The following is a 16,766-nucleotide window of genomic DNA, read 5'->3' on the forward strand; positions in this document are numbered from 1 at the left end:
CCGCCCGGGGTTCAGGCTGGAAAGGTAAATTCCCCGAGTGCCAACACGGTGCAGGAGTCGTCCAGCCGCCCCGCGGCTTCCACCTCGAGCTCCCGGCCGGCTCGGGCGAGCGCCTGGCCGGTTTCGGAGGCGCTGGTGAGGTGCCGCAGCGCGCGCTTCAAGCCCACGAAGGCCGCGGATGCCGCGGCCGCCTCCGGAGAACAATGGTCGATGCCGAGGCCGGTGAGGGCGTCGATCACGGCACCTGCGACGAGGAGGTCTTCGACGGCGACGCGCGGTGTGCCGTCGGGGCGGCGCTCCCCCACGGCGATGACGGCGACGGCGAATCGGTCGCCCTTCTCGGTCTGGCGGGCGAGCACCCACTCGGCCACGGCGCTGCGATTGCCGAACCCGGCGGCGATGACCTGGTGCGCGGCGAGCGGTGTCGGGTAGCCGCTCTCGGCATCGGTCCCGGGCAGCGCGTCGGCGAGGATGACGACGTCCGCCTGCGCCGCGAGGGCCTGGAACCCCGCCAGCCCCCAGTCGAACCTCACCTGGTACTTCTGCTGCGGCTGCTCGTCAATCACCCCCCAAGGCTAGCTAACTCCGCGTGAGGGGTCGCATATCGACCTTCGTTGCCCTCGGGAAGGTCGATATGCGACCCCTCACGCGCGGGAACGGCGGGGCGGGACGGGCGGCTCAGGCGGCGTCGTAGTGGGCGAGGGCCTCGGCATCCGTCCCGAGGGTCATGGCCCGGCGGGCGGCGTCGAGGGCGGTGACCGGGTCGGCCTCGGCCTCGGCGAGCGCTAGCTGCCGTTCGGCCTCGGCGAGACGGGTGCGGGCCGCCGCTCCCACCCGGCCGCGGTGCCCGGTGATGAAATCGCGGGTGAGCGTGATCTGGCTGCGGGCCGCGAGCAGCGCGCCGCCCAGCGCGGTGCGCGCGTTCTCGAGGCGCAGTTGGCGGTTCCGTGCCGCGGAGCGCATGACGTCGAGGCCGTCCATCGCGTCCCGGAGACGGGCGAGGTCCACCGACGGATGACTCAGCCTGGTCGGATCCCGCAGCTCGCCGAGCACCCGGCCGGCCTCGGCGATGACCTGGTTGAGGTCGGCGCTCGTGTCGGCTTCCTCGTGGCGGTCGCGCAGCGCGCGCGCCTCGGCGAGTTCCGTCTCGGCCGCGTCGAGGGCGGTGACCAGGCCGGCGTGGCCGATGTGCAGCTCGTCCTCGCCGGTTTCGATCGCATCGAGCAGTCGGGTGGCGAGAAACAGGCCGCGCTCGGCCTCGCGCATCTGTTCTCCCACCGGCTCGGTCGCCCCGCGCTCCAGCCGGTCGGCGGCGACGTCGGCCGCGGATCGTGCCTCGTCGAGGGCGCTCTTCGCCCGCGCCACATTGCCAATGATCGGAGCGAGGGCCGGGGCGTCGTACGTCCGGCCCAGGCGGTCCAGGCTCGCCGCCCCGGATTTGAGGCGGTCGGCGACCCGGTCCAGGCGCCGGCTCAGCTGGTCGAGCCGGCGCGGGGCGTCCAGCTCCATGCCGCGTTTTGCGTCGAAGTCCCGGGTCTGCTCGTCCAGGCGCGCCGTGGCCTCCGCGGTGAGCTCGATGATCTGCTCGCTCCAGCGCCGCCGTTCGGCGGCGCTGTCGGGCATCGCGTCGTCGAGTTTCTGCTGCACGGAGAAGGCGTCGCCCAACTGGCGGCGGGACACGGCGAGCGCCGCCGCGAAGTCGCCGGTGGCCTTCTCCCCGAACTGCGCGATCGCGAAACCCAGTTCGTCGGTGGCAGCCTGGATGACGTCATCGGCACGCACGAGGCCGATCGAGGCCGTGCGGGCGAGGTCGGCCGCCGCCGCGTCAGCGACCCCCTCACGCTGCCGGCGTCGCCGCCCGGCGAGCATCACGGTGAGCGCGACGAGGGCTAGGACCGCACCGAAGACAATGACCGAAGGTACCCACCACAGTTCGCCAGTCATAGTCGCGAGTCTAACGATCCCCCGGGGCCCGGCCCGGCGCATCCGCCGGCCTGCGCCGCGTTGACCGGTTCCGGTCGAGTTGCCCGGGTGCGCCGGCCAAACTCAACCGGAACGGGCGAACTCGGCGAGCCAGGTGCCGGCGCTACCGGTCGTCGGCCGAGGGTCGCCGCATCTGCCGGCGGATCTCCTCGAAGTCATGCCGGGAGATCTCGAGCAGGCCGCGCCTGAGCTGATACCCCCAGTCCGGATTTCCGCGGGTGAGGTCGAGCAGGGGCAGGAGCGGGCGGATGGGCGCTTCCACGGCGCCCGGGTCGTACTCAATCCGACGCCGCCACGGCCGGTAGCCGCCCGCCGGGGACTCGGCGGGCTGGAAGACCGTGTCGTCGGCCACCCACCCGATCGCGGTGAACGATTTGAGCGGCTCGCCCTCGAAGTCGGATTTGGGCGAGTAGTAGACGATCCCGTCAGAGTCCCGCATGCTCTCCAGCGCCTCCCGCGCGCCGTTACTGACCTGGGCGATGCCCATGGCGACCCCGCGCCGCACGTTTTCGCGCTGCGCAACGCCCAGCCAGTATCGGATTGCCACGCTCCAGTTGTATCCCATCCCGCTTCCACAGAGACTGGGGGCATGCGCGTGCTGCTGAAAGAAATTCTCGACTGCCCCCCGGATGCCGCCTGGCGCGCCATCCGAAGCCCGGCCGTTTTCGCCGAGGTGAGTTCGCCGCTCGTCAGGATGGAGTCGCTCGGCGACGAGGGCTTCCCCACCGTGTGGGAGTCCGGCGAGCACCCCGTCGCGCTGCGCGGGCTGGGCCTGGTGCCGCTCGGCGAGCAGGTCATCCGGCTGACCATGGCGACCACGAGGCCCGACGGCGTGCGCATCCTGCGCGACACCGGGCGGGGCACGTCCGGCTCGCTGGCCGCGGTGACGTTGTGGGACCACCGGATGGCGATCGCCCCCGACCCGGCCGGCACCGGCAAGACGCTCTACCGGGATCAGCTCGTCTTCCGAGCCGGCCCGGCGACCCTCGCCCTGTGGCCCGCTTTCTGGGCGTTCTGGCAGTGGCGGGCGCTGCGGCTCAAGCGCCTCGCCCCCACCTGGCGCCTCGACCTCGGCGCCGACATCCCGCTAGCCTGACGGAATGAGTTCAACACTGGGCGCCCTGCAGCTCGTCGACTGGCGGCGCCGGGTCTTCGGCCTCTACGCCGGAGTGCGGCAGCTCAGCGTGCAGAACCCGGCCGCAGGCCACGAGCTGTGGCGCTCCGGCCGCGACGAACTCTTCGCCGGGCATCCGTCGTCGCCGCTGCTTCCGGATGACCGCGCCGCGTTCACCGGCCTGCCCATCGCCGCCTACGACCCCGACTGGCGGTTCGAGGCCGAGGTGCACCGCGCCGAGGAACCGCTGCGCATGGTGGTCGAGACCGGAACGGATGGCGCGGTCCCGTTCGACCTCGTCGGCACGGTTCGGCTGCCCTACATCGGCGTGCTGGACGTGTGGCGCCTCGCCGGCTACGCGGGCGGCCTGTTCCTGCCGCTCAAAGACGCCCTGGCCGGCAAACCCGGCGGAACCTACGGCGGCGGGCGCTACCTGCTCGACACCGTCAAGGGCGCGGACCTCGGCCCAGGCGTGGACGACGACACCCTCATCCTCGACTTCAACTTCGCCTACAACCCATCGTGCGCCTTCGACCCGATGTGGGCCTGCCCGCTCCCCCAGGCCGGCAATATCGTGCCGGTCGACGTGCCGGTCGGCGAGCTGTACCACCCGCGTCAGTACTAGCTTTCTGACCCGACTTGACAGCATCCGCTAAGCTGGAATCACTTGCGAGTGCATTGCTGCGCTTGCTGCGTCGTAGAACGCCCTCTTCTTATCGAGGCCTCCCGCATCACCTGCAGGCCCGGCCCGATTTTTCGAATGTCACTTTCTTACGGCGAACGGATGTGCCCTTCGGCACCTTCGCCATGTGATTCCTCCCTGATCCCGGCTCGTCGCCATCGCGGCGTGCGATCCGGCGAGGACTCTGATGCCCGAAAGGCACCACTTTGTCTGCAACTTCTTCATCTTTCAGCACGCTCGGCGTGCCGGCTCCCCTCGTCACCATCCTGACGAGCCAGGGAATCGACAGCCCCTTCCCGATCCAGGTCGACACCCTGCCCGACACCCTCGGCGGACGCGACGTGCTCGGCCGCGGGAAGACCGGCTCCGGCAAGACCCTCGCGTTCTCGCTGCCCATGGTGGCGCGCCTCGGCGGCAAGCTCGCCGGCGGCAAGCGTCGCCCGGGTCGCCCGCTCGGCCTGATCCTCGCCCCGACCCGCGAGCTGGCCACCCAGATCACCGCGGCGCTCACCCCGCTGGCCGAGGCCTACGGCCTCAACACGACAACCATCTTCGGTGGCGTGTCGCAGGGCCGCCAGGTGCAGGCCCTCAAGGCCGGCGTCGACATCGTCGTGGCCTGCCCCGGCCGCCTCGAGGACCTCATGAAGCAGGGCTTCGTGAACCTCGACTCGGTCGAGATCACCGTGCTCGACGAGGCCGACCACATGGCCGACCTCGGCTTCCTGCCCGTTGTCACCCGCATCCTCGACAAGACCCCCAAGGGCGGACAGCGCCTGCTGTTCTCGGCGACGCTCGACAACGGCGTGGACAAGATCGTCCGCCGCTTCCTGAACAACGAGGTGCTGCACTCGGTCGACGAGGCCACCAGCCACGTCTCCGCGATGACCCACCACGTGTTCGAGGTCGACGGCACCGACTCCAAGAAGGCGCTCGTGCAGAAGCTGGCCTCGGGCAGCGGACGCCGCATCCTCTTCATGCGCACCAAGCACCAGGCCAAGAAGCTGGCCAAGTCGCTCACCGACTCCGGCATCCCCTCGGTCGACCTGCACGGCAACCTCTCGCAGGTGGCCCGCGACCGCAACCTGGCCGCGTTCAGCGCCGGCACCGTCAAGGTGCTTGTCGCCACGGATGTCGCCGCCCGCGGCGTGCACGTCGACGACATCGAACTCGTCATCCACGTCGACCCGCCCGCAGAGCACAAGGCGTACCTGCACCGCTCGGGCCGCACCGCCCGCGCCGGCAGCGCCGGTGACGTCGTCACCGTCGTGCTCCCCGAGCAGAAGCGCGACACGGACGCCCTGCTGAAGAAGGCCGCCATCAAGGTGACTCCGCAGCGCGTCACCGCGCATTCGCCCGCCGTGGACGCCCTCGTCGGCGAGGTTGCCGCCTATGTGAAGCCCGTCCCGCGCATCGAGCAGCCGCAGGGCCAGTCGCAGGGCGGACGCTCGCAGGGCGCCAACGCCCAGCGCAAGCGCGTCAACCGCGACGACCGTGACAACGGCCGTGGAGGTCAGGGCGCCGGGGGCCGCGGTGGCCGCAGCAACGACGTCGCCCCCGGCGGGAACCGCCACGAGCGCGGCGAGCGCCCCGCAGCATCCGGCCGCGGCCACGCACCCCAGGGCAACGGCGGACGCTCGGCTCAGGGCTCCGGTCGCACCGGCGGCCTGCAGGTCGGCGGCCTCGTGCGCGGCGGCGGTTCCACCGGCGGCGCACGCCGCTCGGCACCGCGCCGCGCCCAGGGCTAAGCGCCCGGCGTTCCATCACTCCGCACGCAAATGGGTCGGTCTCTCACGAGGCCGGCCCGTTGTGCGTTGCCGACGGCGTCGGCATCCGCCGGTAAAACCACCCCGCGGGCCTCGGCTAGTGTCGGTTCATGGACACCACAGTCGTCGTTCGGCCCGCCGTAGAAGCGGATGCAGACAGCCTTGGCCGCGTACACGCGGCCTGCTGGCATGAAACCTACGATCACCTGCTGAGCGCCGCCGCCCTCTCGCAGCTGCACCCGGAGCGGCTCGCCGCCATGTGGCGCCGGTACACGTCGCAGGGGCCGGAGTACCGCCAGGTCGTGGCCGTCGTCGACGGGGAGATCGTCGGCTTCGCCGGCAGCGGACCCGGCCACGACGCCGACCTGCCCGGCGTCCCTGAGCTGTACTTCGTCTACCTGCTCGACGCCTACCACGGCACCGGAATCGGCCAGAAGCTCTTCGACGCGGTCGTCGACCCGGGACCGTCGTCGCTCTGGGTGGCGTCAGACAACTCCCGCGCGCACGGTTTCTACGCCCGCAACGGGTACACGCCCGACGGCCGGAACAAGGTCGAGGAAGTGCTCGGAGAGGAGCTGAGCGAGGTGCGTCTCGTTCGCCAGGCTGTGGCGCAGACCGGGGGCGATGGGGGGGATCGAACATGAGCGTCAGTATTCGCGAGGCGCGTCCGGAGGATGCCGCCGCGCTCGGCGTCGTGCACGTGCAGTGCTGGCGGGAGAGCTACTCGCACCTGCTCTCGCAGCAGCTGCTCGACAGCATCCGCCCAGAGGACCGGGCGAGCCGCTGGGAGCAGATCATCGCCAGCCCGACCGACCAGCAGTGGGTCGCCGAGGTCGACGGCGAGATCATCGGATTCGCGGGCACCGGGCCCGGCCGTGACGACGACGCCCCGCGCGAGCTCGAACTGTATGCGCTCTACGTGCTGACGGCCCACCACGGATCCGGGGCGGGCCAGGACCTGCTCGACGCGTCGATCGGCACGCTACCGGCCTTCCTCTGGATCGCCACCGACAATCCCCGGGCCGAGGCCTTCTACCGGCGCAACGGCTTCGAGTTCGACGGCACGCAGAAGGTCGCGCCGTTCTTCGGCGAGATGCTGCGCGAATCCCGGATGATCCGCTAGCTCGTTCGTACTCCGGGCTGAGTTGCGGAAAAAGCACCTTCCCGCGCGAAACGAAGGGCGCTTGTCCGCAACTCAAACGTGAAACGGCCTCGTGACACAGGACCCTGGACAGCTAGCGCAGCTGGCCGACCGAGGCGAGTGCCGTGCGCAGCAGGGAGCCGCGGCCGCCCTCCATCTCCGCGGAGACGGCGTCGGATGCGGCCTCCTCCGGCGACATCCAGGTGAGCTCGAGGGCGTCCTGCCGCGGGTCGCAGGTGCCGGTGACCGGAACGACGTAGGCCAGTGAGACGGCGTGCTGGCGGTCATCCGTGAAGGCCGTCAGCCCGGGCAGCGGGAAGTACTCGGCCACCGAAAACGGCACCGGGCTCGCGGGCAGCTGCGGGAACGCCATCGGCCCGAGGTCCTTCTCGAGGTGGCGGAACAGCGCGTCGCGCAGGGTCTCGCCGTACATGACGCGCCCCGAGACGAGGGTGCGGGTCATTTTGCCCTCCGGCGTCGCGCGGAGCAGCACCCCGATTTCGACGACCTGGCCGAGGCCGTCAACGCGCACCGGAACGGCCTCCACGTAGAGCAGCGGCAGCCGACGGCGGATCTGGGTGAGCTCGACGTCGCTGAGCCAGCCCGGGTTCGTGTTGACCGGTGGACCGTCCTCGGGGCCAGGGGTCCAGTCCGGATCGGGGTCAGGGGTGCGCACGCTCATGTCTTCATTGTGACTCACCCGGGGCCCGGATGGGCGCCCGGGCCGGAAGTGGAGCCCAGGGACGGACGTCGAAACCGGGCCGCGGCAGTGAAAGGATGTAACGACCGGTTGCCCGGCCCCCGGCCTGCACCCCCGACTCCGCAACGAACGCGAGGACCCCGATGGACAACAGCGACCGCATCGAGCCGATCGACACGGATGCCGTGCTCTGGTCCGCCGGCGAGCACGACCGGGAGGGCCGCCCCCTCCTGCTCATCCTGCACGGCTTCGGCTCGCACGAGGGCGACCTGTTTGCGCTCGCCCCGCACCTTCCGCTGGAGCCGGTGATCGCCGCCCTGCGCGCCCCGCTCACCGCCGGGCAGGGCTGGTCCTGGTTCCCGATCGGGGAGCCCGGCGACCCCGGGCCGGAGGCTCTCGACGCGGCGGCGGCCGGCGTGCTGGAGTGGCTCGACGCGCTGCCGGAGCAGCCGGCCTCCATCGGCCTGCTCGGCTTCTCCCAGGGCGGCGCGATGGCGCTGCAGCTGATGCGCCACGCTCCGGAGCGCTTCGCCTTCGCCGTTCAGCTGTCGGGTTTCGTCGCCAGCGGCGAGCGCCCGGGCGATGCGCGCCTGGCCGAGCTGCGTCCGCCGGTGTTCTGGGGGCGGGGCACGGCCGACCAGATCATCCCGCAAACGGCCGTCGCCCGCACCCAGGACTGGCTGCCGGATCACTCGACGCTCACGGAGCGCATCTACGAGGGCATGGCGCACTCGGTGTCGCAGACCGAACTCGACGAGATCGTCGAGTTCCTCCGCGAGAGGTACGCCACACCTCGCGCCTAGCGGCGGTTCTTGCCCCTGGGCTTTTCCTTGACCGGCTTGCCCTCGATCTGAGCCGCCTGACGGGCGACGTGCGCGGCCTTGCGTGCGCGCTCGGCGTCACGGTCCTTGACCCGGATCTGCTCTTCCCGCACCTCGTGCTGGGTGGCGCGCTCTGTGACGAGCCAGGCCGGGGGCTGCTGCAGCAGGGCGCTGATCTCAGCCGTCGTCAGCGACTCGGTCATCTCGCCGCGGGCGAGGCCGGAAATCGATACGCCGAGCTTGGCTGCGACGACCTGCTTGGGGTGCGGCCCGTTGGCGCGAAGGTCGACCAGCCAGGCCGGCGGGTTCTCTTCGAGCTCGGCCAGGTCGGTGCGCGAAATGGCGGAGTTCTGGAACTCCTCCGGAGCTGCCTCGAGCAGAATCCCGAGCTTCTGGGCCGCCGTGGCGGGCTTCATGGTCTGGGTCTTCTTCTCGGAACTCATCTATCAAGCGTATAGCCTGAGAGCACCCGCTGAACGGCGGGTTCGACACCGTGAGAAAGGACGCCCATGACCCTCGTCATTGGCTTCGCCGCCGGTGTCACGCCGACCAAGTGGACGCGCATCTGGGCCGACCGCCGGCCGGACGTTCCGCTCGAGGTCTTCCGCACCGACCCGGCCGAGCAGGATGCCGTGCTGCGCGACGGCCGAGCAACCGTCAGCCTGGTGCGCCTGCCGATCGACGAGACCGACCTGAGCGTGATCGGGCTCTACAACGAGATCCCCGTGGTCGTCGCCGCGAAGGACCACGCCCTCGGCTCCGCCGAAACCGTGACCGTGGCCGAACTGGCCGACGAGCACCTGCTGCAGGACCCCGACGCGGTGCCGGAGTGGCGGGACATCGCCACCGAAGTTCACGACGGCACCCGCCGGGGCCTTCCCGCCATGCCGGGCCTGGACGAGGTGATGGAACAGGTCGCGGCCGGCGTCGGCATCGCCATCCTCCCCCACTCCCTCGCCCGCCTGCACAGCCGCAAGGACGTCATCTCGGTGCCCGTGCAGGGCGTCGCCGAGACCCGGATCGCGCTGGCCTGGCTCACCGCCGAGACCACCGAAGACATCGAGGAGTTCGTCGGAATCGTGCGGGGGCGCACGAAGGGCAGCTCACGCGCCGACTCCCCCGCGGCTCAGGCCGACGGCGACAAGCCGGCGAAGAAGGCAAAGAAGACCGATAAGGCCAAGGCCGCAGCGAAGGCCGTCAGGGCCGCCGCCGCGCAGGCCAGGCCGGCTTCCGCGAAGAAGACCCAGAATGCGCCCGGCCGCACTCGCAATGCCCCGAACCCGCGGCGACGACGCAGCTGAGCCCTGCGTTGCCGATCCCCGCGGGCCCGATCCCCGGAAGCCGGATCACCGCGAGCTGATCGAGGCGAACTTCCTGATGCACAGCGGCACGAAGACAACGAGCATCACCGAAATGCCGATCAGCACCGTGGCGAACGGATGCTGCATGGTCCAGACATCCGGAACCGGCGCCGTGCCGACGTTGCCGAACAACTCCCGGGCCGCCTGAACGAGCGAGGACACCGGGTTCCACTCGGCGAAGGTGCGCAGCGGTTCCGGCAGGGTGTCGCTGGGCACGAAGGCATTCGAGATGAACGTCAGGGGGAACAGGATGAGGAAGGAGGCGTTATTGATGACCTCCGGGCTGGTCACCATCATCCCGAGCAGCGCCATCACCCAGCTGAACGAGTAGCTGAACAGCAGGAGCAGGCCGATCCCGGCCATGAACTCCGGGAACGACGAGTTCACGCGCCAGCCCACCGCCAGGCCCGTCAGCATCATGATGACCATGGAGATGGTGTTGAGCGCGAGGTCGCTGTTCGTGCGCCCGATCAAAACCGCCGACCCGCTCATCGGCAGGCTGCGGAAGCGGTCGATGATGCCCTCCTTGAGGTCCTGGGCCATCGCCGAACCGGAGAACGTCGAGCCGAACACCACGGTCTGGGCGAAGATCCCGGCCATCAGGAACTGGGTGTAGTCCGTCCCCTGCACCTGGATGGCGCCCCCGTAGACCTGGCTGAACAGCAGCACGAACATGATCGGCTGGATCACCGCGAAGACGAGCATGTCGGGCGACCGCTTAATCTTGGTCAGGTTGCGCTTGGTCACAGTCCAGCCGTCGGAGTACCACATGGTCAGCGGATTCCACGTGGGCAGTGTCGAGGCGGCGCTCACTTCGCCTTCCCCAATGCCAGGTCGGGGGCATCGCCCTCGGCGGCCCTGTCGGCCATGTGCCCGGTGAGCTTGAGGAACACGTCGTCGAGGGTCGGCCGGCGCATGCCGGCGTCGTGCAGGCCGATTCCCGCCGCGCCGAGGTCCGCCAGCACGTGCTGGAGGGCCCAGGGCCCGTCTCCCACGGCGACCTCGATCCCCCGGCCGTCGCCGGACACCGTGGGCTCGCCCTCGCCGTACCGGCCCAGGACCTCCCGGGCGGCGGGACCGTGGCCCGCGTCGATGAGCGCGACCACGACCCGGTGACCTCCGATCTGCGCCTTGAGCTGGTCGGAGGTTCCCTCCGCGATCACGCGGCCGTCGTCGATGACGGCGATGTCGTCGGCGAGCTGGTCGGCCTCCTCCAGGTACTGCGTGGTCAGGAGCACGGTCGTGCCGTCCGTGACCAACTGCTTGATCACGCCCCAGAGGGCGAGCCGGCTGCGGGGGTCCAGCCCCGTCGTCGGCTCGTCGAGGAAGAGGATCTTCGGGTTGATGACGAGCGCGCCGGCGAGGTCGATTCGTCGCCGCATCCCGCCGGAGAAGCCCTTCACCGGCCGGTTGCCCGCCTCCGTCAGGTCGAAGAGGTCGATCAACTCATGGGCGCGACGTTTCGCCGCGGTTCCGCCCAGGTGGTAGAGCCGACCGACCATCACGAGGTTTTCGAAGCCGGTGAGGTTCTCGTCGACGGCCGCATACTGGCCGGAGACCCCGATGACCCGGCGTACGGCCTTCGGGTCCTGGACGACATCGATCCCGTCGACGATCGCCCGGCCGGAATCCGGCCGGATCAGGGTCGTGAGCATCTTGACGACGGTGGTCTTGCCGGCGCCGTTCGGACCGAGCAATGCCTTGACGGTTCCCCGCGGAACGGCGAGATCGAGGCCGGCCAGCGCGTGCACCGGCCCGCTCTTCGATTTATACGTTTTGGTCAGGCCGGTGGCCTCGATGATGCTCATTCGAATGTTCCCTGCGTGTGGGGTTCCGGGTGCGTACAGGCGAGTACTGAGTCAACGCTAATACGGCTCGTGGCCCGAGGCTACTAGCGCTCGAGGCTCGCTCGCGACGTGGTGACCAGCGCGTGCAGCTCGGCGTCCCCGGACTCCGTGCGAGCGGCTCCGAGCGGGAGCGAGACGGCCAGGTCGCGCGCGAAGAAGAGGGTGAGCCGGATACTGCCCGGCCAGGCGGTTGTCTGGTCGAAGGCATCGTGGTCGCAGGAGAGGCGCATCGACGTGAGCGACGAACGCGACAGCGCCGTGACCGATGGCTCGGCCCGGTCGCCGCTCTCCGTGCCCTGGGTGCCGGTTACCGTCGCCCGAACGTACAGTTTGTTGGTGAAGAGCACCGCGTTGAGCGAGAAGGCGCTCCCCTCAAGCAGGTACGAGGCCGAGAGATAGAGCACGTGGGCGTTGCCGGTCGCGAGGATGAGCGACGACAGCAGGCGTCCGTACCAACCGGGAACCACGGCGGCGAAGACGCTTGCGAGTTCGGCTTCCCTGCGCAGCCGCTGATCGAGCTCTCCGACCAGGGTCAACTGCTGTTCATTCGAAAGTCCCACGCCAGCCTCCCTCACCTGTGAGGATAGCGCCGAACCCCCGCGTTCGGCAGGGCAGGCACGGATTCGTCCATCTGTAAAGGGGGTGGAGTGTAGTGCCAGGCCCAGTTATATTTTTGACATCAGGCGCGTGTCGCGTCAGGAAAACCGGTCGCAACGAAACGAGGAAACGACGTCATGAGGATAACCTGCCCGTACTGCCACTCCCAGGCCAACCTCACGCCGAACCCCGCCCACGCCGACCGGATCTCCTTGCCGCTGTACCTGCTCGCGTGCTCCGGATGCGATCGCACCTCAGTACGTCGCGACCCCGTGCGTCGCGACCCCGTGCGACTGCCGCGCGTCGCCTTCAGCTGACCGAAGCGCGCTGACCCAGCGCTGACCCAGCGGTGACCGGCGCGGCCCGGGGGTTGCGGCTACAGCCCCTCGGCGATCGCGGCCGTGGCCCGGAGCCACGCCTCGCGGGTCTGCGGGGCCAGCGCCTCGATGTTCAGCGGCCCTCCCGCGACCAGGGACGGGTCGTAGGGGACATCGAGCACCGTGCGGGTCAGCTGCTGGAAGTGATCGTGCAGGCGGCGAGACAGCTTGTTGTCGACGCGCTTCGCCGGCGAAGCCAGCAGCGTGACGGCCTGGGCCACCTTGTCCGCGTGGCCCTTCTGCCGGAGCCCGTCGAGCAGCGAGGCCGCGCCGTAGCCGGTGTCCTCGCGGATGGTGGACACGACGACGAGTTGGTCGGCCGTCTCGACGGCCGCCTCCCAGTTGGACGCGCGCATGTTGTTGCCGGTGTCGATGACCAGGATGCGATAGAAGCGGCTGAGCGTGGAATGGAGCTTGCGGAAGGCGACATCGTCGATACTGGCCGCGCCGGCCGGATCCTGGTCCGAGGCCAGGGCGTCGAACCGGGAGTCCCCCTGGTTGCGCACGTACCGGTCCACGTCGGCCACGCTCACCGTGCGGTCGCCGTCCAGGCGGTCGAGATCCCGGAGCAGATCGACGGCGGTGTTGTTGTGGGCGGCGCCCTGCGCCCGCACGCCGAGCGTGCCCATGGTCTCGTTGTTGTCCCAGGCGAGCGTGTAGCCGCCGCGGTGGATGCCGAAGGTCGCCGCGATCAGCAGCGTCGCCGTGGTCTTGTGGGCTCCGCCCTTGGGGTTGAGCACCACGATCGTGCGGGGGCCGCTGAGCCCGCGCTGGACCGCTGCGATGGCGGCACGGTGTGTGACCTCGATCCGGCTGGGGGAAGGAGAGACGCGCCCGCCGGTCATCCGGCTCACCGTCCCCTGCCAGCCCCGCTCTGCGGGGCCCGCGGTTTCTTGAGGCCTGGACTTGAGGAAGTCGGCGAGATCGGGTGTCGTGGAGCCGGACGTCGGCAGTGAAACGGGCGGCATGCGCCTCTCCGTTGGCTTGGTGATGGGAGCAGCGGCCACGGCGGCCACGGGGGCGGCAGTTACCGCCGCGAGGATCGAGAGAATGGGGTCGGCAACCGGTGCCGCTTCGGGCTCGGGCTCGGCCTCCAGCTCGGGCTCCAGCTCGGGGAGCGCGTCCGCGAGCGTCGACCGACGCTCGGAGGCGGGGACGAAATCCCCGTCCGACTCGACGCGACCGTCCGGGTACACGATCAGCGGCGACTGGCCCTGCGAGTCTTCGGCCACGAGCCGCACCGGCCCGCCGATCCTGATCGCCGCGCTGGTGACCCGAGCGATGATTTCCTCGCGCACGCCGGCTTCGTCGGGCGCGGCCACCAGCTGGCGCACGCCGTCGATGGTCACCTCGCCGGTGGAGTCATCCCCCACGAATGCAATGATGCGGGGGAGGAGCGGTGTGTGCTGTGTCATGGTGCTCTTTCTCCTATCCCGGGCCGTGCCTCTGCAGTTTATGGCCAGACGGCCCCCGTTCGGGCATCCGGGCCACTCGTTGCTCGGGCGAATGTCCCGGTGAACCGTGCCGGGCTAGCCCATCCCGGGGATTTGGAGCCAGCCGGCCGAGGTCAGCACGACCACCGTGTTCACGACCAGTGCGATGATGACCAGGGTCGGTGCGCCCTTGCGTCCGCGGCCCGGCAGCACGAGCAGCAGCACGAGAACGGCCTCGAGGGCCAGGGCGAAGAAGAAGGTGGTGAACGGGGCCGGCAGGGCGGTGAAGGCCGAGACCAGCATCAGGGCCGCGACGGCGACTTCCGCGATGGCCAGGATCGAGTTGTTGCGCGAGCCGCGCAAACGGATGATTCCGTCCGCGAGCGCGAGGGCTGCGGCCAGGACGGTGACGATGATGAGCCAGGACAGGGTGATCATTCTTCTGCTTTCGGAAAGGTTCGGTGCGGGTGCCGAGCGCGTCGCCGCGTCCCAAGGCTACCCGCCGTCAGGAAAACGCCGAGATTCCGGTGACGGCCCGGCCGACGAGGAGCGCGTTGATCTCGTAGCTGCCCTCGTAGGAGTAGATCGCCTCGGCGTCGGCGAAGATCTTGGCCATCTCGAAGTCGGTGCTGATGCCGTTGCCACCGAGGATGCCCCGGCCGAGTGCCACCGTTTCGCGCATGAGCGACGTGCAGGATGCCTTCGCGAGCGCCGCCTGATCCATGCTCAGGCTGCCCGATTCCTGGAGCCGCGCAAGCTGGATCATCAGCGACAGGGACAGGGTGGCGTTGCCGATCATCCGTGTCAGTTGCTCCTGGATCAGCTGGAACGAGGCGATCGGCTTGCCGAACTGCCGCCGGTCGAGGGCGTAGGCGCGCGCGACGTCGAACGCAGCGAACTGCTGGCCGACCGATTGCCAGGCGACCCACACACGTGAGTTGCGCAGCAGCTGGTTCGTGTCCCGGAAGCTGCTGGTGCCCGGCAGCCAGTTCTCGAGGGGGATCCGCACGTCCCGGAGGGTCAGGTCCGCGTTCTGAACAATGCGCACGGCGATCTTGTTCTCGATCGTGGACGCGGAAAACCCGGCCCGCCCCTTCTCGACGATGAAGCCCTTGATCTGCTGGTCGGCCGTGTCACGGGCCCAGACGAGCACGTAGTCGGCCATGGCGCCGTTGCCGATCCACCGCTTCTGCCCGTTCAGCACCCATTCGTCACCGTCGCGGGTCGCGGTGGTCTGCATGTCCCGCGAGATGTCGGACCCGTGCCCGGGTTCCGTCAGGGCGAAGGCGCCGATGGTCTTCAGCGCGAGGAGGTCGGGAAGGAGCCGGGCCCGCTGGTCATCAGAGCCGAGCGTTTCGATCGCGGTCGCGAACAACTCGTGATGCACGCCGAAAAACGTCGAGATCGACGTGTCCGCCCGCGCGAGCTCCATCTGGAGGAGCCCGGACAGGAGGGGGCTCGTGCCCCCGGCGCCGACCCCGCTGAGGTTCTGGCTCGCCAGCTTCGGCAGGATCGCGAAGGGGAACTCTGCGCGGTTCCAGTGCTCCACCGCGATCGGACGCACCTCGGCCTGGAAGAACGCCCGGGCCGCGGCGAGCCGTCGGCGTTCGGCATCCGAGAGCAGCTGATCGATGAAGAGCAGGTCGGCATCGGGGTAGGGCGGCTGGTCCGGGGCCGTCGGGCCCGTCTGGGTGGCCGGCGCGGCCGGGTTCTCTGCCGTGATCGTCACTGTGTGCCTCGCGTTCGTTCGCATCGTCAATGATACGATTTCGAGTACGAGCGTACACTGGAATCTACAAGCTTCGGAATTCACAAGCTGGAGTCCGCCCGCCGACCTGGACGAGAGTGAGACGACCGTGACCACCACCCCCCTCGGCAGCCCGCGGCGACGCTGGTCGGCCCGGCAGGACGAGCTCTTCGGCCAGCTCGTGGAACTGTTCCTGCGGGAAGGCTTCTCGGGCATCACCCTCGGCGAGGCGGCGAATCGGCTGCACTGTTCGAAGACGACGATCTACTCGCTGGCGAGCAGCCGCGAGCAGTTGGTCCGCACGGCGGTCGTGCATTTCTTCAAGGGCGCCGCGGACCGGGTCGAGCAGAAGCTGTCGGCCGCTGCGGATCCGGCCGATCGGATCGCCGTCTACCTGAGGGCGGTCGGCGACGAGCTGCGTCCGGCATCCGCCGCCTTCGTCGACGATGTCGCGGCCTTCCCGCCGGCGAACGAAATCTACGAACGCAACACCCAGATCGCCGCGGACCGGGTGCGGGAACTCATCTCCGCGGGGGTCGACCACGGCTCGTTCCGCCCGGTTCCCGCCGCGTTCATCGCCGAAGCGGTGACGGCCGTCATGGTGCGCATCCAGCAACGCCAGATCGCCGACACCACGGGCCTCACCGACGCCGAGGCGTACGACGAGCTGGCCACCCTGATCGTGCAGGGCATCCGACTTCCCTAAGCCTGGGCTTAGTTCAGCCAACATCTGGTTCGGCTAGCACCGGGTCCGGCTGACACTCAGTCCGGCTGGCGCCTAGTCCGATTGGGCCAGGCGGAGATCGAGTGCATCCGCGATCCTTGTGCGGGAGGTGGTGACGTAGCGCCATTTGCCGCCGCCGGGGTCGAGCCAGGGTGGCGCCTTGAGCTGGGGAACGCCTCTCAGCATGCGGATCTTCCAGCCGGAGGTCTCGATCGTTCGATGATGGAACCAACAGAGAAGCACCCCGTTATCGGTGTGGGTATCGCCGCCGAAGGCGTCCGGGATGACGTGGTGGATCTCGCTCCAGCTGGCCGGGATCTGACAGCCGGGGATGATGCAGCCACCGTCCCGGGCGGAGATCGCCCGGCGCTGCTCCCGATTGAAGCAACGGTCGGGCACACCGAGCGAGCAGATCGCGTTTTCGTCGCCGAAGACAACGGGCTGGATGCCGCCGGTGCAGACCTTCTGCTTCACGG

Annotated in this window: 21 protein-coding genes; 9 read left to right on the top strand and 12 right to left on the bottom strand. The window is 69.6% G+C overall.

The window, feature by feature from the left end:
* Positions 1–11: 11 nt before the first annotated feature.
* The 3 genes from BLQ39_RS05740 to BLQ39_RS05750 all read right to left on the bottom strand — a co-directional run bounded on the left by BLQ39_RS05740 (position 12) and on the right by BLQ39_RS05750 (position 2,530).
* A complete protein-coding gene (locus tag BLQ39_RS05740) occupies positions 12–566 on the bottom strand; it encodes a 2-phosphosulfolactate phosphatase (RefSeq protein ID WP_092322418.1) in 555 nt (184 codons plus the stop codon).
* Between the two features lie 112 nt (positions 567–678).
* A complete protein-coding gene (locus BLQ39_RS05745; RefSeq protein WP_092322419.1) occupies positions 679–1,944 on the bottom strand; it encodes a hypothetical protein in 1,266 nt (421 codons plus the stop codon).
* A 142-nt stretch (positions 1,945–2,086) separates the two neighbouring features.
* Entirely contained in the window at positions 2,087–2,530 is a 444-nt protein-coding gene (locus BLQ39_RS05750; RefSeq protein ID WP_241986909.1) for an EVE domain-containing protein, read from the bottom strand.
* Between the two features lie 42 nt (positions 2,531–2,572).
* On the opposite strand from BLQ39_RS05750, the gene BLQ39_RS05755 reads away from it, so the two are divergent.
* From BLQ39_RS05755 to BLQ39_RS05775, 5 genes are all read left to right on the top strand, one after another.
* Positions 2,573–3,079, top strand: a complete 507-nt coding sequence (locus BLQ39_RS05755) for a hypothetical protein (protein WP_092322423.1) — start codon at positions 2,573–2,575, stop codon at positions 3,077–3,079.
* Between the two features lie 4 nt (positions 3,080–3,083).
* Positions 3,084–3,722: a DUF1684 domain-containing protein gene (locus tag BLQ39_RS05760; RefSeq protein WP_092322425.1), complete on the top strand. Its 639-nt coding sequence runs from the start codon at positions 3,084–3,086 to the stop codon at positions 3,720–3,722.
* Positions 3,723–3,985: 263 nt separating this feature from the next.
* Complete coding sequence (locus BLQ39_RS05765) at positions 3,986–5,524, top strand: DEAD/DEAH box helicase (RefSeq protein ID WP_092322426.1); 1,539 nt, start codon at positions 3,986–3,988, stop codon at positions 5,522–5,524.
* 128 nt (positions 5,525–5,652) lie between these two features.
* Complete coding sequence (locus tag BLQ39_RS05770) at positions 5,653–6,186, top strand: GNAT family N-acetyltransferase (protein WP_092322427.1); 534 nt, start codon at positions 5,653–5,655, stop codon at positions 6,184–6,186.
* Entirely contained in the window at positions 6,183–6,665 is a 483-nt protein-coding gene (locus BLQ39_RS05775; RefSeq protein WP_092322429.1) for a GNAT family N-acetyltransferase, read from the top strand. The genes BLQ39_RS05770 and BLQ39_RS05775 overlap by 4 nt, the downstream gene beginning before the upstream one ends.
* A 112-nt stretch (positions 6,666–6,777) precedes the next feature.
* On the opposite strand, the gene BLQ39_RS05780 is transcribed toward BLQ39_RS05775, so the two are convergent.
* Positions 6,778–7,365, bottom strand: coding sequence for an NUDIX hydrolase family protein (locus BLQ39_RS05780; RefSeq protein WP_092322430.1), 588 nt, complete (start codon positions 7,363–7,365; stop codon positions 6,778–6,780).
* Between the two features lie 161 nt (positions 7,366–7,526).
* Between BLQ39_RS05780 and BLQ39_RS05785 the strand changes: the two genes are divergently transcribed.
* Positions 7,527–8,186: an alpha/beta hydrolase gene (locus BLQ39_RS05785; protein WP_092322432.1), complete on the top strand. Its 660-nt coding sequence runs from the start codon at positions 7,527–7,529 to the stop codon at positions 8,184–8,186.
* Here BLQ39_RS05785 and BLQ39_RS05790 read toward each other — a convergent pair.
* Positions 8,183–8,647: a DUF5997 family protein gene (locus BLQ39_RS05790; protein ID WP_166784356.1), complete on the bottom strand. Its 465-nt coding sequence runs from the start codon at positions 8,645–8,647 to the stop codon at positions 8,183–8,185. The two genes, BLQ39_RS05785 and BLQ39_RS05790, sit on opposite strands and share 4 nt — an antisense overlap.
* Before the next feature lie 66 nt (positions 8,648–8,713).
* Between BLQ39_RS05790 and BLQ39_RS05795 the strand changes: the two genes are divergently transcribed.
* On the top strand, positions 8,714–9,505 hold the full coding sequence (locus BLQ39_RS05795; protein ID WP_092322433.1) for a LysR family substrate-binding domain-containing protein: 792 nt from the start codon (positions 8,714–8,716) through the stop codon (positions 9,503–9,505).
* A gap of 45 nt (positions 9,506–9,550) precedes the next feature.
* On the opposite strand, the gene BLQ39_RS05800 is transcribed toward BLQ39_RS05795, so the two are convergent.
* The 3 genes from BLQ39_RS05800 to BLQ39_RS05810 all read right to left on the bottom strand — a co-directional run bounded on the left by BLQ39_RS05800 (position 9,551) and on the right by BLQ39_RS05810 (position 11,972).
* A complete protein-coding gene (locus BLQ39_RS05800) occupies positions 9,551–10,336 on the bottom strand; it encodes an ABC transporter permease (protein WP_092322435.1) in 786 nt (261 codons plus the stop codon).
* Positions 10,337–10,374: 38 nt separating this feature from the next.
* Complete coding sequence (locus tag BLQ39_RS05805) at positions 10,375–11,373, bottom strand: ATP-binding cassette domain-containing protein (RefSeq protein WP_092322438.1); 999 nt, start codon at positions 11,371–11,373, stop codon at positions 10,375–10,377.
* A gap of 83 nt (positions 11,374–11,456) precedes the next feature.
* The gene (locus BLQ39_RS05810) at positions 11,457–11,972 is read right to left on the bottom strand and encodes a hypothetical protein (protein ID WP_135109257.1); all 516 of its coding nucleotides are present in this window, start codon (positions 11,970–11,972) and stop codon (positions 11,457–11,459) included.
* Positions 11,973–12,146: 174 nt separating this feature from the next.
* On the opposite strand from BLQ39_RS05810, the gene BLQ39_RS15540 reads away from it, so the two are divergent.
* Positions 12,147–12,326, top strand: a complete 180-nt coding sequence (locus BLQ39_RS15540; RefSeq protein WP_134475362.1) for a hypothetical protein — start codon at positions 12,147–12,149, stop codon at positions 12,324–12,326.
* A 59-nt stretch (positions 12,327–12,385) separates the two neighbouring features.
* Here BLQ39_RS15540 and BLQ39_RS05815 read toward each other — a convergent pair whose 3' ends face one another.
* The 3 genes from BLQ39_RS05815 to BLQ39_RS05825 form a co-directional block, all read right to left on the bottom strand.
* Positions 12,386–13,801, bottom strand: coding sequence for a MinD/ParA family ATP-binding protein (locus BLQ39_RS05815; protein ID WP_092322441.1), 1,416 nt, complete (start codon positions 13,799–13,801; stop codon positions 12,386–12,388).
* Between the two features lie 114 nt (positions 13,802–13,915).
* Complete coding sequence (locus tag BLQ39_RS05820) at positions 13,916–14,257, bottom strand: hypothetical protein (RefSeq protein WP_092322443.1); 342 nt, start codon at positions 14,255–14,257, stop codon at positions 13,916–13,918.
* A 67-nt stretch (positions 14,258–14,324) separates the two neighbouring features.
* Entirely contained in the window at positions 14,325–15,542 is a 1,218-nt protein-coding gene (locus BLQ39_RS05825) for an acyl-CoA dehydrogenase family protein (RefSeq protein WP_241986918.1), read from the bottom strand.
* 133 nt (positions 15,543–15,675) lie between these two features.
* On the opposite strand from BLQ39_RS05825, the gene BLQ39_RS05830 reads away from it, so the two are divergent.
* Positions 15,676–16,272 carry a TetR/AcrR family transcriptional regulator gene (locus tag BLQ39_RS05830; protein ID WP_092322446.1) on the top strand — a complete coding sequence of 199 codons (597 nt, stop codon included), beginning with the start codon at positions 15,676–15,678 and terminating at the stop codon, positions 16,270–16,272.
* Positions 16,273–16,344: 72 nt separating this feature from the next.
* Here the strand turns inward: BLQ39_RS05830 and BLQ39_RS15785 are convergent.
* The coding region (locus BLQ39_RS15785) for an HNH endonuclease signature motif containing protein (RefSeq protein ID WP_176759154.1) at positions 16,345–16,766 on the bottom strand (422 nt) is incomplete at its 5' end.

This window comes from Cryobacterium psychrotolerans, assembly GCF_900101115.1.
GTDB classification, from domain to species: domain Bacteria; phylum Actinomycetota; class Actinomycetes; order Actinomycetales; family Microbacteriaceae; genus Cryobacterium; species Cryobacterium psychrotolerans.